We start from the raw sequence: 16,250 nt of genomic DNA on the forward strand, positions 1-16,250 counted from the left end.
CCGTTCGCCCTGTGAGACCCGCGACATGAGTGTTCCCACGGTCTTCGTTGTGGACGACGATCCCAATGTCCGAAAGTCCCTTTCGTGGCTGCTCGGCTCCGTGAACCTGCCCGTGCAAACGTTCGAGAGCGGGGAACAGTTCCTCCGGGACGTCGGGCCGGAGCGCCCCGGGTGCGCGATACTGGACCTGCGCATGCCCGGGCTGAGCGGGCTCGCGGTCCTGGAGCGGCTGGCCGCGCGCGAACCGGGGCTCCCGGCCGTTCTCGTCACGGCCTACGGAAACGTACCCACCGCGGCCCGCGCCATGCGCGCGGGCGCCGTACACGTGCTCGAGAAGCCGTACAACGACCAAGAACTATTGGACACCGTTCAGGAGGCCCTGGCGCGCGACACGAGCCGCCGGTCCGAATACGCCCAGCGCGCCGCGGCCCGGGCGCGGTTGGCCGTGCTCACCCCGCGCGAGCGCGAGGTGCTCGACCTGGTCGCAGTCGGGAAGGCGAACAAGGTTATCGCCCGCGAGCTACAGGTGAGCGAAAAGAACATCGAGTTCCACCGGGCCAACGTGATGCGGAAGCTCCAGGCCGCGAGCCTGGCCGAACTCATCCGACTAGTCTTAACACTGGAATCCCCCTCGCGCCAGTGAGTACCCACCCACTCGTTCCCGCGTTCCTGCGATCGGGCGCGCGGCCCTACGGTGACCCACCCGTTACGCTCAAACGATAAAAACCACACTTTTTCGCGCCCGTTATTAATCTTCCCCACCGACCGCCAAGCATTTCCCCGACCGCACTCCAATTTTCTGAGCGATACCACAACCCCTCTGAGGGAATCACCCAGGGCATAATTTTCAACGCCATTCGATCTTGGGGACGTCCGCCGATTTGTGGGGTCTCGCACCCACTCCGAACCCGCGCGGTTCATCCCTCCTGCCGAACCGAGGAACAACCTTGTGGACCCCACACGGGCCGGTGTGCCCAGGCGCTGATTTCGCGCTCACGGGCTTCGTGACCCTCTCGAAGTGGACCAGTATCGCGCCCGCCGTCGAGTACCGGCTCCGGGCGCACCCGGAAGTGCTCGTGTTCCTGGATTGCGCCCGCACCACCGGGTTCGCTCCGGGCGCGCTCTTTGCCCTGGCGCGGCTCATCGAATCGGCCCCGAACCGCGTCCACCTGCGGAACTGGCCGGCATCGGCTTCTGAAGCCGCCGGGCCGCTGGTCCACGTGATCCGGCTCCTCGACGACCTCGTTGCCGATTTGACCGAACGGGCACGGCGCGTGGGGCAATCGGCCCGCGGCGACCTCGACGAATCGATCACCCGGCTCACAGCGCGCGTCGCGGAATTGAAGCGGAATTGGCTGGGCGAGGCGCGCGCGCCCGGGGCCGCGGGCGCCCCCGCCATCTTGGGGGCGCCCGCGGCCCCCGTCCCCCCGCGCGCCGGCGGGTTCGTCTCGGCCAACTGACTGAACCGACCTATTTCTTCCCCACCCGGGGCCACTTGTAGAGGGCTCAATTCCATGTCGACGCAGATGGCAACGAAATTCGGCAACCTCGGGATCGGCACCCGCCTCATCGGGGGGTTCCTCCTGCTGGCCGTCGCGTGTGCGGCGGTCGGGTTCTGGGGCATCCGGTCCATGACCCAGATCAACCAGTCCCTGGAGAACGCCAACGGGAACCTGATCCCGTCGCTCCGGGCCGTCACCGACCTGCGGGGCAGCATCGGTGGAGTGCAGCGGACCGAGCGCTCCCTTCTCGTGGCCCTCCGCGCCAAGGACGAAACCACTCGCGCCCAGGCGACCGGGGCGATGGAAACCGCGTGGACCAAAGCCCGGGACGCACAAAAGCGCTACGACGCGCTCCCCATGATGGACAAAGAGAAGAAGCTCTGGAACGAGTTCCTCCCGCGCCTGGAGGAGTTCCGCCGGGACCACGAAGCGACGATGGCCGCCCTGAAAACCGGGCACATCGAACAGGCCGAGAAACTCTGCTTGGCCTCGAACGCGAACGCAACCAAGTTGAACGGGCTGCTCAACGACCTCTGCGACCTCCAGGGCGAGATCTCCGAGCGCGATGCCAAAGACGCCCAGGAACTGTTCGCGTCGGCCAAAACGACCATGTACGCGGTCATCGGGGGCGCGGTGCTCGTGGCAGTGGGGCTCGGGATCTTCTTCCGCGGTCTGATCGTGAACCCGTTGAACACCACGGTGAAAGTGCTCCAGGCCGTGTCCTCGGGCGACCTGACTCAGAAGGCCACGGTGACCTCGACCGACGAATTCGGACAAATGGGCGCGGCCCTCAACGCCACGGTCCAGGGCATCCACACGGCCCTCCAACAGGACAAGGTGAACTGGGAAGCCGTGGGCAAGCAGCGCGCGGAGAACGCGGACTTCATGGGCCAGATCGCGGCCATCGGGCGCGCCCAGGCGGTGATCGAGTTCAAGATGGACGGCACCATCACGAGCGCCAACGAGAACTTCCTGCGCACGATGGGGTACAGCCTGTCCGAGATCCAGGGCCGGCACCACAGCATGTTCGTCGAGCCTTCCAACGCATCGAGTTCCGAGTACCGAGACTTCTGGACCCGGCTCAACCGCGGGGAGTACACCGCGGCTGAGTTCCAGCGCGTCGGCAAGGGCGGCAAGGAGGTCTGGATCCAAGGCTCGTACAACCCGATCTTCGACCTGAACGGCAAGCCCTACAAGGTCGTCAAGTACGCCACCGACATTACCGCCGCCAAGATGCTCGAACAGAAGGTCAAGGAGGACGCGGCCGACTTGCAACACAAAGTCGCCACGATCGTGACCTCGGTGACGGCCCTGGCCGCGGGGGATTTCACCCAGCAGGCCCCGGACCTCGGGAACGACGCGGTCGGGCAGATGGCGGTCGCACTCAATAAGGCGATCGTTTCTGTTCGGACCGCACTGGAGGGCGTGCGCGAGGTGTCCATGCAACTCGCCGACGCTTCCGGTCAACTGTCCGCGGCCAGCGAGGAAATCTCGACGGGCGCTCAGGAACAAGCGAGTAGCCTCGAAGAAACGGCCAGTACCCTCGAAGAAATCACCGCGACCGTGAAGCAGAACTCGGACAGCGCGCAGCAAGCGCGCCAGCTCGCCAGCGGGTCCAAGGAAGTGGCCGAGCGCGGGGGCCAGGTCGTCAGCAACGCGGTCGACGCAATGAGCGAGATCAACCAGTCCTCGAAGAAGATCGCGGACATCATCACGACGATCGACGAGATCGCGTTCCAGACCAACCTGCTCGCCCTCAACGCCGCCGTCGAAGCCGCACGAGCCGGCGAACAGGGCCGCGGGTTCGCGGTCGTCGCGTCCGAGGTTCGCAACCTGGCCCAGCGCAGTGCCACGTCCGCGAAAGAGATCAAGTCGCTGATCGAGGACTCGGTCAAGAAGGTCGACGCGGGCACCGAACTCGTGAACCAGTCCGGCTCGACGTTGGGCGAAATCGTCACTTCGGTGAAGCGGGTGACGGACATCATCACGGAGATCGCGGCGGCCAGTAAGGAGCAGTCCACGGGCATCGATCAGGTCAACAAGGCCGTTTCGCAAATGGACTCCGTGACCCAGCGCAACGCCTCACAGACCGAGGAAATGTCGGCCACGGCCCAAACGCTTACGGACCAGGCGGCCCAGCTCCGCGACCTCGTCGCTCGGTTCAAGCTCGGTGACGACGGCCACTCCGTTCCGCGCCCGGCACACAAAGCCGTTCGCGCGAAGGCACCGGCGACCAAACCCCGGCCCGCGGTGGCCCGCGCGATGAGCAACGGGCACTCCAACGGCAACGGGCGCACCCACGAACTCGACCGTCTCGGCAACGACGGCAACGACGGGTTCACCGAGTTCTAGCCCGTCCGAAGCGCACTCGGGCGCCGATGATCTGCTCACGAGATGAGCGGGCAGCCGGTCCCCGAGTGCGCCGCGTCAATTCAGCCAAAACGCCCTCCGTACCGGCTAACAATTGCTAACATTCTGGCCCGCAGCCCCTCAAGAACGCGGAAATCTCCGCGAAAAATGCAATTCACTACTCGAATCGGCTAACATTCGCTCACCCCCAACTGTACCGCGCCTGACAACGGGCGTACATGACCCCTTCTCGCCACTCCCAACGAAGCATTATACATCAACATGGTGAATGACATCAATACCACTAGTGAAAATAATGCCATAATTTATTCAATACAACTCTGCCCCCGCCCCGGTGCTTGCATCGGTCAGCGCTCCGGGTATCGTGTGATTCGTTCTCGCGGCCGATTTAGCTCGCTGCGTGGCAGCAGGACGATGTTGCGTCGTCCGAGGGACTTGGTGCCTTCACCACACGGGGATCGCTGTTTCCGGCCCGCGCGGGGTTTCGTTCAAACTAGCGTCGGAACAGCCCGACCCAACCCCGCCGTTCGGGGTTGTGTTCAAACGCCAGTTCAAACGGACCCCGGCGGGCCGGTGAGCGCTCCGCGTTCCAGGTCGGAAGTAAACGGTACGAGAACGCCCCGCACGACCGGAACATGGACGTTCCGCGCGCGGTCCGCAAATCGAACACCCAACACTGCGCCGGTTGGGTCAATACGACCGCTACTACCGCGGCAACAGTTCTGGAACCGCGTTGTTGCTTCGGACCTAAGCGCCCGATTAAAGTGGGAAGGTCGAATTCCTACTCGAGCCCTCTCCCATTCCTTAAAAATCCGGCCCGAAACGCCGGGGAAGCTGCCAATGGATCTCTTCAACCGACGCGAGTTCCTAAACCGCTCCGCCCTTATCGCCGCCGCTGCCGCCGCCGGGTCCGTGGGGCGCGCCGACGACAAAACCTCCACAACCAAGACGAAGGCGCAGGCCGACAAGCTCCGCGTCGCGGTGGTCGGCGTGAACGGGCGCGGGATGAGCCACGTGGACGGGTTCCTGGGCAAGAACAACTGCGAAATCACCACCGTGTGCGACTGCGATGAGGCCGCCATCGGGCGCGCGATGAAGGCCATCGAGGGCAAACAGGGCAAGGCCCCGCAGTACGAAAAGGACATCCGCAAGGTCGTCGAGAACAAGAACATCGACGTGATCTCGATCGCGACCCCGAACCACTGGCACGCGCTCATGGCGGTGTGGGCCATGCAGAACGGCAAGGACGTGTACGTCGAGAAGCCCGCGACGCACAACGTCCACGAGGGCACGATCATGACGGCCGCGGCCCGCAAGTACAAACGCATCTGTCAGGTCGGCACCCAGAGCCGCAGTAACCCGGGCATGCGCGAGGCGATCGCCTATATTCGGGGCGGCAAGCTCGGGAAGGTCGATCTCGCGATCGGGCTGTGCTACAAGCCGCGCAAGAGCATCGGAGACGTGGGGCTAAAGTCCGGCGACCAGAAGCCCCCGGCGACGATGGACTACGACCTCTGGTGCGGCCCGGCCCCGCTGAAGATGCCCCGGCGCAACAACCCGAACGACAAGTTCGGCACGGTCCATTACAACTGGCACTGGGTCTGGGACACCGGCAACGGCGACCTCGGCAACCAGGGCGTCCACGAAATGGACAAGGCCCGTTGGGGCCTCGGCAAAACTGCCATGCCGAACACGGTGCTCAGCGCCGGCGGGCGGTTCGGGTACGTCGACGACGGCGAAACCGCCAACACGCAATTCTGTCTGTTCGACTACACCGACGCGAAAATGATCTTCGAGGTGCGCGGGCTGGAAACGAAGGACTACAAGGGCGCGAAGGTCGGGAACATCTGGGTCGGCACCGAGGGCTACGTGGTGTGCCCGAACTACGCCGGCGGCATCGCCTACGACAAGGACGGCAAGGAGGTCACCCGCTTCGGTTGGGGGAAGGACTCGAAGGGCGACATGAAGTTCCTCGGCAGCGACCAGCACCACTTCGACAACTTCGTGAAAGCCGTGCGCAGCCGGAAGGTGGAAGACCTGAACTGCGACATCGCCGAGGGGCACCTCTCCGCGTCGCTGTGCCACCTCGCGAACATCAGCTACCGGCTCGGTACCGAACAAGCCATCGGCGCGAACACGAAGGTGAGCGACGACAAGAACGCGAACGAGTTCTTTTCCGCGATGCTGACCCACCTGAAGGCGAACAAAGTCGATGTGGGTAGCGCCGCTGGGCGGTTCGGACCGGCGCTCTCCATCGACACGAAAACGGAGCGCCTCCTCAGCAGCGACAAGGCACTCGCGGACCGGGCCAACGCGATGCTGTTCCGCGAGTACCGTAAGGGGTTCGAGCTGAAGGAGATCGTGTAACACCGGGGTAACGTTCGCGGGCGCGGCAGTTGGTGGCGCCCGCGAGTCGCGTCTCACAGCGGGGGCCACAGCCCCCGTTCGCTTTTCACCCGAGGGACTCTCCCATGCGATACGTGTACTTCGCGCTTCTCCTGTGCGCGACACCAAGCCCCGCCGCCGACTTCCCGCAACCCGCGTCCACCCGAGCCGACGAGCCGCTCGCGAAGAAGCTCTCTTACACGAAGGCGGCCGAGTACCTCGACGGCGTCGGCGTGAACTGGACACGCGAGCGCGACTGCATCACGTGCCACACCAACATGCCGTACCTCACGGCCCGCCCCTTACTGAAGGGCGACGCGGGGTGGAAAGAAGTACGCAAGTACCTCGAAACCGACGTCACGAACTGGTCCGCGGGCGGAAAACCTCGAGGCGACGCCTACATCGTAGCAACGGCGTTCGCACTCGCGTACAACGACGCGCAGCAAACCAACACTCTTCACAGCACGACCAAAGCCGCCCTCGATCGCATGTGGACCGTCCAGCGCGCGACCGGAGACTGGAAGTGGCTGAAGTGCGACTGGCCGCCGCTCGAACACGACGACTACTACGGCGCGGTTCTCGCCGCGCTCGCGGTCGGTTATGCACCTGGCGACTACGCCAAGACCGAAGCGGCCAAAACTGGTGTCGCGAAACTGAAAACGTACCTGAAAAAGACCCCGGCGCCCGACCTGCACCACACCGCGCTGCTGCTCTGGGCGTCGACCAAGCTCGACGGGCTGCTCACGGCCGACGAACAAGCAAAGGCAATAAAGTCCCTCAAAGCGAAACAGCGCAAGGGCGGCGGATGGTCCCTGCCGTCCCTGGGTGAGTACAAGCGGCGCGACGCGGACAAGACGCCGAACGACCCGAACGCGGACAGCGACGGATACGGGACCGGGTTCGTCACCTTCGTGCTGCTTCAAGCGGGCGAAAAGCCGAACGATCCCGCGATCACGAGCGCGATAAAATGGCTCAAAACGAACCAGCGCGCGAGCGGGCGCTGGTACACGCGCTCGCTGAACAACGACAAGGCCCACTACATCACCAACGCCGGTACCGCGTTCTGCGTACTGGCACTGAGCGCGGCCGGCGAGAAGGTGAACGAGTAGCGGCGGTGCGGGGGGGACGGGTTCGCCCGGCACTTGTTACGTTCGTCCCCCTCGTCCGTCTGTGTATACTGGTCCCCATTGGTCCGCAATCACTTGCGCCGCTTGCTCCGAGTGTGAGGCCGCCATGCGTTCCGTCCTTCGACCCCTCGTGTTGATGCTCCTCGCCGGCGCGCTCGCGGTGCCGCTCGTGGCCGCGGAGCCGGCCGGCCCCACGGCCGACGAGGTCAAGGCGCTCCGCGAGAAGTTCCAGACCGAGCGCGAGCAGGCCGTCAAAGCCAAGTTCCCGGTGGACACACTCGCGAAGGCCGACGACCTCGTGAAGCGCTCCGAGGAGGCCGCGAAGGGGGACAACTTCAAGGCCGCGTTTCGGCACCTGCGTGACGCGCGCTGGCAGTTGCCGTACCTGCCCCCGGGGTTACCGCAACACGTCACGCGCGTTCTGGGCGAGTCCCGGATGCGCCACGCGGACCGCGTGAACGCGCTCGCGTACAGCCCGGACGGACGGTTCGTGGCGTCCGCGAGCCGCGACTTCATCGTAAAAGTTTGGGATCTCGGTAACGGGCGCGAGGTCGCGACCTACCGGGGGCACGTCGACCAGCCCGACGACCCGACCCGCGCGAGCACCAACGTCCTCGGGGCCACGGACGTCGTGTTCCACCCGAAGGAAAATGTGATCGTGTCGTCGAGCGGCAACCAGGTCCACACCTGGGAACCGACCACGGGCAAACCCATCAAGACGCTCGTGAATCTCGGCAAGACGGACAAGCCCATCAAGGCGCTCGCGTTCAGCCCGGACGGGAAGCAACTCGCGATCGGTTCCGAGGACGGTGTCCTGCGCGTGATCGAGTTCGGCACCGCGAAGGCGGTCTACACCAGCCCGTCGCGCAACGTCCGCATCGAGCGCGTCGCGTTCAGCCCGAACGGGAAACTGGTCGCGATCGGCGACAGCAACTCGCAGATCGGGGTATACGTGCCGGGGGGCAAGGGGAACCAGCTCGCAATGGGCGTGCAGGGCGTAGACACGGGCGGGGTGCTGGGCGTCGCGTTCAGCAGCGACAGCGCGAGCGTGTTCTCCTGCGGACACGACGGCAAGGTGCGCCTCACCGCCGGCCCGGGACCGGACGGAGAGAGCGTCGGGAACACCGCGACCAAGCTCCGCGAGTTCGTCGGGCACTCGGGCACGGTGACCGGTCTGGCCGTGACCACCGACGGCAAGTTCCTTGTAACGAGCGGCGACGACAAGACCGTGCGCGTGTGGGGCGTGACCGCGGGCAAGCAGCTCCGGTCGTTCCAGGGGCACATGACGAAGGCCACCGCCGTGGCCGTGCGCGGCGACGGCAAGCAGGTCGCGTCCGGGTCCGAGGACGGGGCCGTGCGCGTGTGGGATCTGAACGCCGTGGACGACCACCGGGCCATGAAGGAGTCCGCGGAGTCGCTGTGGGCGGTCGCGGTCGCCCCGAACGGGAAGCGCGTGGCCGCGGCCGGCGCGGACAAGAAGATCCGCGTGTACGACCCAGAAACCGGCAAGCTGGAAGCGACCCTCGACGCGAGCGCCCCGATGACCGCGCTCGCGTTCCTCCCGGACAGCAACCAGCTCGTTGCGGCCGGGGGCGAAAAAGTGGTCAAGGTGTGGGACGTGAGCGCCAAGAAGGTCGCAAAGGAACTGCCCGGTCACAACCTGGCGGTGCTCGCGGTGGCGGCGAACGAGGACGGCACCCTGATCGTGTCCGGCTCGGCCGACGCGACCGTTCGCGGGTTCGACCCGGCGGGCAAAGAAGTGTGGAAATGGGCGTCGCGAAAGGCCGCGTGTGCCGTTTCGATCCGTAAGGGGAGCAAGCACGCCGCGGTCGGGATCGCGGACGGCGGACTGGCCGTTATCGATATCTCGGGGGCACGCCCAAGGAACTGTCCGCACAAAGCGCGCACATCGCCGGGACCACCTGCGTCTGCTACAGCCCGGACGGGAGCCGGCTCGCCAGCGTCGGCGGTGACGGGGCGCTGCGCATCTGGTCCGTTGGTGACAACGGTGCCCTGGCCCAACTCGTGAAGTTCGAGGGCCAGGTCGTACCGAACAGCGCGACCGGCTTCTCCCCGCTATCCACGGTCTGCTTTAGCCCGGACGGGCGCTTCGTCGCCGCGGCCGGTGCCGACGGCGTGGTGCGAGTGTGGGACGTGCAGACCAAGACCGAGGTCCGCGGGCTGCGCGGGCACACGGACTGGGTCACGTCGGTCGCGTTCAGCCCGGACGGGCGCTTCCTCGCGTCGGGCGCCTCGGAAAAGGACAACACGCTCCGCGTGTTCGAGCTTCCCCCGCTGGACAGTGCGAGCGCGGCCGGCGGGCACATGCTCGCCGTGAACGCGGTGGCCGTCAGCCCCAACGGGAAATTCGCGGCCACGGCCGGCACGGACCAGACGATCAAGGTGTGGGACATCGCGACCGGCAAAGAAGTGGCCACGCTCGTGGGCAACGCGGACACCCCGTTCGCGCTCGCGTTCCTGGGCAACGACGGCGTGGTGATGGGCGGGCGCGTCCCCACCGGCACCGTCGGCCGGCTGCACTTCTGGGGCACCACCCCGCCGCGTGCGGGTGAAGCGGTGCCGACCGGCGAAGTGTACACGGTGGTGGCCACGCTCGACGGCTCGAAGGTCGGCGCGTGGGCGTCCCGACAGTCCGTCGGCGACAAGAAGAACAACACCTACGAGTTGTACGACGCGAAGGGCAAGCCGCTCGTGTCCGTTCCCGACCGGGGCCGCGATGTTCGCTCGGCCACGTTCACGCCCGACCTCACGTGGGTGGTGGCCGGTGACGACGCCGGCGCGGTCCGCATCTTCGACATGGCCACCAAGGAGCGCATCAAGGGCGATTGGGCGCTGTTCCAACAGAGCTTCGCGGACCTGGGCGTCACGCCGGACAAAAAGTATCTCGTGGGGGCAGACGCGGAAGGCTCGGTGAAGGTCGGCGATATCGAGAAACGGGAGACGATCGCGGACGGCAAGGCCCACAAGACCGGTGTGCGGGCGCTGATCGTGTCGCCGACCGGCAAGACCTTCGCCACCATCAGCAACGACCGCGAAATCAAGGTGTGGTCGCTGACGGAGTTCAAAAACAAGCAGATCACCGAACTGCGCTCGTGGACCGTGCCGGTCGCCATCAACGGTGCGACCTACACGCCCGACGGCAAGTCCGTCGTCACCGCTAACGCCGACGGCACCGCCTATGTCCTCGAACTGCCGTAACCGGCCCGCACCAAACATGAAACCCCGCGGCCGCGCCAACACATTTGGCGCGGCCGTGGTATTATGGAATAGCCGCTTTCGGCCCCACACGTCATTCGCACGAAGGAGTTCGCGCCATGTCGCAGGCCATAGTGGACCCTGCCGAAGTGCGGCGGTTCGCCAGCAACTTGAAGCGGTTCAACGCCGATATGCAGTCCGCCCTCGCTGGGTTACACGGCCAGCTCACGGCCCTCGGCGACAGTTGGCGCGACCAGGAACACGACCGCTTCCGGCAGGAATTTGAAGCCACGATGCTAGTCCTGGAGCGCTTCTTGGAAGTGTCCGGTGAGCACATCCCGTTCCTGCTCCGCAAGGCCGAGCGGATCGAAGAGTACCTGTCTCAACGATAACCTCGTCCCGGATCGTAAGGTCGAAAGTCATCGAGTCGAAGACCTCTCACTTGTGACTTTCGGACCTTTCGACTTGGCGACCTTCGACTCAACCCGCCCGATTTTCGACGGAAGCCGACCCATGTCCGCAGACGTCCGCTCGATCGCCGCGGTTGTTGACTGGCACGCGGCCCTCACCAATTACGGCGACGGGCTGAGCGAGGCGATGGCCGGCGTGGACCTCGAGATCCGCCGCGCGTTCGACTGGCTCGGCGAGCAACTCGCGCGCTGGCAGCGGGCCGTGCGCGACTGCGAAGAGGAGGTCGTGCGCGCGAAGGCGGAACTGGCCCAGCGCAAGTTCCCGACGTGGGACGGGCGCGACCCGGACTGCACGGTGCAAGAGAAAGCCCTGCGCCTCGCGAAAGCGCGACAGGAGCACGCGGAAGAGAAGGTCGAAACCGTGCGCCGGTGGATCGGGCGGTTGCCCAAAATGATCGACGAGATGTTCACGGGGCCGTCGCGCCGGCTCAAATCAATACTCGAAGCCGATCTCCCCAACGCACTGACCGAAGTAACGCGCCGCATCGGGGCACTCGAGAGCTACGCCGGCCTGCGTCCGGACTATGCCCCGGGACCGAGTACGTCTGGAGTACCTACCCCCCCGGCCCCCCTCCCTAAAGGGAAGGGGGAAGAAGAATCAAGCACAGAAGACGCGGTCCAGTCGGCGGTTTTAAGCCCCTCTCCGCTTAGGGGAGGGGTTGGGGAGGGGTTGGAAAAACAACCGCCCCTTCCCCCAGCGGCAGAGGGCACGCGGGAGGGAGCTTAAATGCGATTCGGTGCCACGCGCAGCCAGATTTACGACGCGCAAAAGACCGCCCGCGCGAAGTGGAACGAAACGTTCACTTCGTGGGACGACGCGGTCCACCAGGAGCACGAGGAGCGCGTCGTCGAACCGCTCGACCGCGCCGTGAGCGACGCGCTGCGGGCCATTGACCAGCTCGCCGTCCTATTCACCCAGATCCGCCAGGAGTGCGAGTTCGGGTCGTAAGTCTCCCGGGTTCTCATTTCCGCGTTTATCGTGCGCACGATCTCTTCGCCCGATTACGGTGCCGCCATGTCCGACAACTTGTTCGATCGCCAACGGACCGCCCTCGCGCGCCTTTCCGACGCCGCCCGCGCGCGGGCCGGGGCCGAGGCCGAACTCGCCGCCGCGTTCCAGACCACGAGTGAAAAAGCCGAGCGCGAGGTGACGCGCGCGCGAAAGGCCCACGCCGCGGCACTCGAAAAAGAACTCGGCGAACTGAGCGCCGAACACGCCGCCACACAAGAGCGCTTGGCGAGAACGTTCACCGCCGAACAGGTCACCAACGAGCGCAACCGCGACGACCGCCGGAAGCTGACCACGGACCGGTTCAACACCGCACAAAAGAACGGCCAGACCAAGTACGACGAACAGATCTGGAGCCACAACACGCTGTACGAGGCGGGCGAGAAGACCGCGAAGGAGCAACTCGACACGCTCCAGCGCAAGGCGGCCGCCGGGCGCGAACAGGTGGACGCGCTCTGGGCCGAGGCCGAACCGCTGCTCAAACGCGGTCGCGTCCCGCGCGCGGAAGTCGAGTTCGCGGGCGACCTCCCTGGGCCGACGGACGACGACCCGATCAAGCGAATGAACAAGTGGCTCGCCGCCGCTGAAGAGAGTATCACGAAACTGCGTGCGAGCCGCTTGCCCGGACTGGGTCGCTTCAGTGGTCTGCTCTTTTTCCTCGCGCTCGCGACCGGCATCGGCGCGAGCACGTTCTCGTTCCTCCCCGCGGACACCGCTCTTCCCGCCACCGCGGGCATCGGGGTTGTACTCGGACTGGTACTGTGGCTCCTGATCCGCTCGCTCGGCCGGCACTCTACCGTTCGGCAGGGCAAGGTGATTGCGGAGCGCCTCGCGGAGTCCACTCGCTCGTGCCAGTTGCTGTCCGAGTACGCCTCCTCTGAGTTCGTGGCCGAAATCAAGCGACTGCGTGACAAACACGCCCGCGAGCGGCAGAAAACGGACGAATACTACCTCCCACTACTGGCCGGCCAAAAGAAGCAGTTCGAGGAGGAACTGGTCCGGATCGATTCGGATTTCGCGATCGGGGCCGAGCGCATCCGGCGCAATCGGGCCAACGAAACGCGCGCAGCCGACGAGACTCACGCCTCGAAGAAGGCCGAAGTCGAGAACCGCCTCGGTGCGGAACTGAGCGCCGCCGAACAATCGTTTAACGAGAAGATGGCCACCGCGACCGCCGTCCGCGACGATGCGTGGAACGCGATGGCGGGGCGCTGGACCACCACAACCGGTGAAGTCGCAGGTACATTTGGCGAACTCCGGACCGCGGGCACCTCGGCGTTCCCCACATGGGACGAGTTCACGCCCTCGCGCGCGCTCGCGACGCAGGTTCCGGCCGGGGTGCGGTTCGGCGAAATCAACGTCGACCTGAACGCCATCACCGACGCGGTTCCCACCGACGAGCGCCTCGCGCCACCCGCGACCCTTTATGGCGCGGTCCCGGCGTACCTCCCATTCCCCGACAAGTGCTCCGTGTTATTGCGCTGTCGCGACGAGGGACGGGCCGCGGGCGTCTCGGCGCTTCAGTCGATGATGCTCCGGTTCCTCACGGGGCTGCCGCCGGGCAAGGTGCGGTTCACCATCGTTGATCCCGTCAGCCTCGGCGACAACTTCGCCGCGTTCATGCACCTCGCGGACCACGACGAGAAGCTGGTCACGTCGCAAATCTGGACCGAACCGCGCGACATCGAACAGCGCCTAATGGACCTCACCGACCACACCGCGAGCGTGATCCAGAAGTACCTGCGCAACCAGTACAAGTCGATCGAAGAGTACAACAAGGCCGCGGGTGAAGTGGCTGAGCCGTACCGTGTGCTGGTGGTCGCGAACTTCCCGAACAACTTCACACCCGAAGCGGCGAAGCGCCTCGTGAGCCTCGCGAACAGCGGCCCGTCGTGCGGCGTCTGCGTACTCGTGACCGCGGACACGAAGGCGACGATGCCGCGCGACTTCAATCTCGCCGATCTGGAAGCAGCCAGTTACACGCTCGCGTGGAAAGAGGGCCGATTCGTCCCGAAAGACCCGGTGCTCGCGCCGTTCCCGCCCGCGCTCGACAAGCCACCGGAACCCGCGACCGTGGCCACACTCGTTCAGCGCATCGGCAAGGCGAGCAAGGAAGCGGTCCGCGTGGAGGTGCCGTTCGAGTACATCGCACCGAAACCCGGCGACGTGTGGACCGGTAATGCCGCGAAGGGCTTTGAAGTGGCTGTTGGGCGCGCGGGTGCGACGCGGAAGCAACTCTTCTCGCTCGGGCGCGGCACCGCCCAACACGCGGTCATCGCGGGGAAGACCGGGTCCGGTAAGTCGACACTGCTCCACGCGCTCATCACGAACCTCGCGCTCACGTACAGCCCGGACGAAGCGGAACTGTACCTCATCGACTTCAAGGAAGGTGTCGAGTTCCAGTGGTACGCGACCTACCGCCTGCCGCACGCGCGCGTCGTCGCGATCCAGAGCGAGCGCGAGTTCGGTTTAAGTGTGCTCCAACGATTGGACGGTATCCTGCGAGAGCGCGGTGAAAAGTTCCGCGACACGGGCGTGAACGATTTGGCCGGTTACCGCGCCGCGAAGCCGGACGAGAAAACACCCCGCATCTTGCTCGTAATCGACGAATTCCAAGCGTTCTTCACGGAGGACGACAAACTCGCCCAGGAAGCGTCCCTCCTGCTCGACCGGCTCGTGCGCCAGGGCCGGGCGTTCGGGCTGCACGTGCTACTCGGGTCGCAAACGCTCGGCGGTGCGTACTCGCTCGCCCGCAGCACCATCGACCAAATGGCCGTCCGCGTCGCGCTGCAGTGTTCGGACGCGGACGCGCAACTCATTCTCAGCAAAGACAACACCGCGGCCCGGTTGCTCTCGCGGCCGGGGGAAGCGATCTACAACGACCAAAACGGGCTCGTGGAAGGGAACGACCCGTTCCAGGTGGTGTGGCTCGCGGAAGAGAAGCGCGAACAGGTACTCGAAGACCTGCACAAGCGCGCCGGCGACCGCTGGCCGGCCCCGCTCGTGTTCAGCGGGAACACGTCGGCCGTACTCTCGAACAACCGCACCCTGTCGAAGCAACTCGCGGAACCCGCGCCGATCAAAGTCCCCACGGCGTGGCTCGGCGACCCGGTCGCAATCAAGGAACCGACCGCCGCACTGTTCCGCGCCCACGGCGGTGCGAACCTGCTGATGATCGGGCAAAGCGAAGACGCCGCCCGCGCGCTGTTCGTGTCCTCGGTGTTGAGTCTCGCCGCACAGTTGGTTCGACCTACCCCCCCATCCCCCCTCCCTGAAGGGAAGGGGGAGACAGATGCTTCGCTCTTTGAAGGCACGTCCCCAACCACAGTGAGCACCAGCACCAACGCCCCCTTCCCTTCAGGGAGGGGGGATGGGGGGGTAGGTTCTTCGATCTTCACCATTCTCGACGGTACGCCCGACGACGCGGACGAAGCCGAGTACCTCCGCAAGTTCGCGGAGCGGGTGCCGAACGCGACCTGCCCGAACCGGATGGGCCTCCCCGCAGCGCTCGCCGAACTCACAAGCGAAATCGAGCGCCGACAGAAGGGCGAGGCAGAACGAACACCGCGGTTCGTGCTGATCTTCGGCATCCACCGCCTCCGCGAGCTGCGTAAAGCGGACGACGATTTCAGCTTCGGGCGCCGCGGAGAGCGCGAACCGACGCCCGCCGAGCGGCTCGCGACGATCCTGCGCGACGGCCCACTCGCCGGGGTCCACGCGATCGTGTGGTGCGATTCGCTCGTGAACCTGAACCGTGCGTTCGACCGACCGCTGCTGCGCGAGTTCGCGATGCGCGTGCTGTTCCAGATGAGCGCGACCGATTCTAGCACGCTCATGGACGCCCCCACCGCGTCGAAGCTCGGCCGGCACCGGGCGCTGTACCTGCAAGACGAACAGGAGCGCCCGGAGAAGTTCCGCCCCTACGGGCTGCCCACGGACGAATGGCTGACCGCGGCGTGCGACGCGCTCCGCGCGCGACTCACGTTGCAGCCGGAACCGGTTGGGGTGTAGGCTCTTCCCAATGAACAGTGGTGTGAAGAGAAGAGTTTTTGACAGGATCAACAGGATTCACAGGATCAAGAGAACGACAACTCTTTGATTTCATCCTGTAAATCCTGTTGATCCTGTCAAAAACTCTTCTGCATTTATCACGTTCGCCGTTCGCCAGGAA

Annotated in this window: 10 protein-coding genes and 1 pseudogene; all 11 read left to right on the forward strand. The window is 65.4% G+C overall.

Annotated features, from left to right (window positions below; genetic code table 11):
- The first annotated feature begins 25 nt into the window (after positions 1 to 25).
- The gene (locus tag VT84_RS13030) at positions 26 to 643 is read left to right on the forward strand and encodes a response regulator transcription factor (protein ID WP_052558331.1); all 618 of its coding nucleotides are present in this window, start codon (positions 26 to 28) and stop codon (positions 641 to 643) included.
- Positions 644 to 947: 304 nt separating this feature from the next.
- On the forward strand, positions 948 to 1,460 hold the full coding sequence (locus VT84_RS13035) for a hypothetical protein (protein WP_157469476.1): 513 nt from the start codon (positions 948 to 950) through the stop codon (positions 1,458 to 1,460).
- 54 nt (positions 1,461 to 1,514) lie between these two features.
- A complete protein-coding gene (locus VT84_RS13040) occupies positions 1,515 to 3,854 on the forward strand; it encodes a methyl-accepting chemotaxis protein (protein WP_082839833.1) in 2,340 nt (779 codons plus the stop codon).
- Positions 3,855 to 4,712: 858 nt separating this feature from the next.
- The gene (locus VT84_RS13045) at positions 4,713 to 6,239 is read left to right on the forward strand and encodes a Gfo/Idh/MocA family protein (protein ID WP_082839834.1); all 1,527 of its coding nucleotides are present in this window, start codon (positions 4,713 to 4,715) and stop codon (positions 6,237 to 6,239) included.
- 104 nt (positions 6,240 to 6,343) lie between these two features.
- Positions 6,344 to 7,366: a prenyltransferase/squalene oxidase repeat-containing protein gene (locus VT84_RS13050; RefSeq protein WP_082839835.1), complete on the forward strand. Its 1,023-nt coding sequence runs from the start codon at positions 6,344 to 6,346 to the stop codon at positions 7,364 to 7,366.
- 454 nt (positions 7,367 to 7,820) lie between these two features.
- Positions 7,821 to 9,113, forward strand: a pseudogene (locus VT84_RS13055) (WD40 repeat domain-containing protein); the annotation flags it as partial.
- Positions 9,114 to 9,409: 296 nt separating this feature from the next.
- A complete protein-coding gene (locus VT84_RS13060; RefSeq protein ID WP_082839837.1) occupies positions 9,410 to 10,603 on the forward strand; it encodes a WD40 repeat domain-containing protein in 1,194 nt (397 codons plus the stop codon).
- 116 nt (positions 10,604 to 10,719) lie between these two features.
- On the forward strand, positions 10,720 to 10,992 hold the full coding sequence (locus tag VT84_RS13065) for a WXG100 family type VII secretion target (RefSeq protein WP_082839838.1): 273 nt from the start codon (positions 10,720 to 10,722) through the stop codon (positions 10,990 to 10,992).
- A gap of 121 nt (positions 10,993 to 11,113) precedes the next feature.
- Positions 11,114 to 11,797 (forward strand): hypothetical protein, encoded by a 684-nt coding sequence (locus VT84_RS13070; protein ID WP_082839839.1) that lies wholly within the window; start codon positions 11,114 to 11,116, stop codon positions 11,795 to 11,797.
- Complete coding sequence (locus VT84_RS13075) at positions 11,798 to 12,019, forward strand: hypothetical protein (protein ID WP_052558321.1); 222 nt, start codon at positions 11,798 to 11,800, stop codon at positions 12,017 to 12,019.
- Positions 12,020 to 12,085: 66 nt separating this feature from the next.
- A complete protein-coding gene (locus tag VT84_RS13080; RefSeq protein ID WP_082839840.1) occupies positions 12,086 to 16,090 on the forward strand; it encodes an FtsK/SpoIIIE domain-containing protein in 4,005 nt (1,334 codons plus the stop codon).
- The last annotated feature ends 160 nt before the right edge of the window (positions 16,091 to 16,250 follow it).

It is taken from the genome of Gemmata sp. SH-PL17, from assembly GCF_001610855.1.
Lineage (GTDB): Bacteria > Planctomycetota > Planctomycetia > Gemmatales > Gemmataceae > Gemmata > Gemmata massiliana.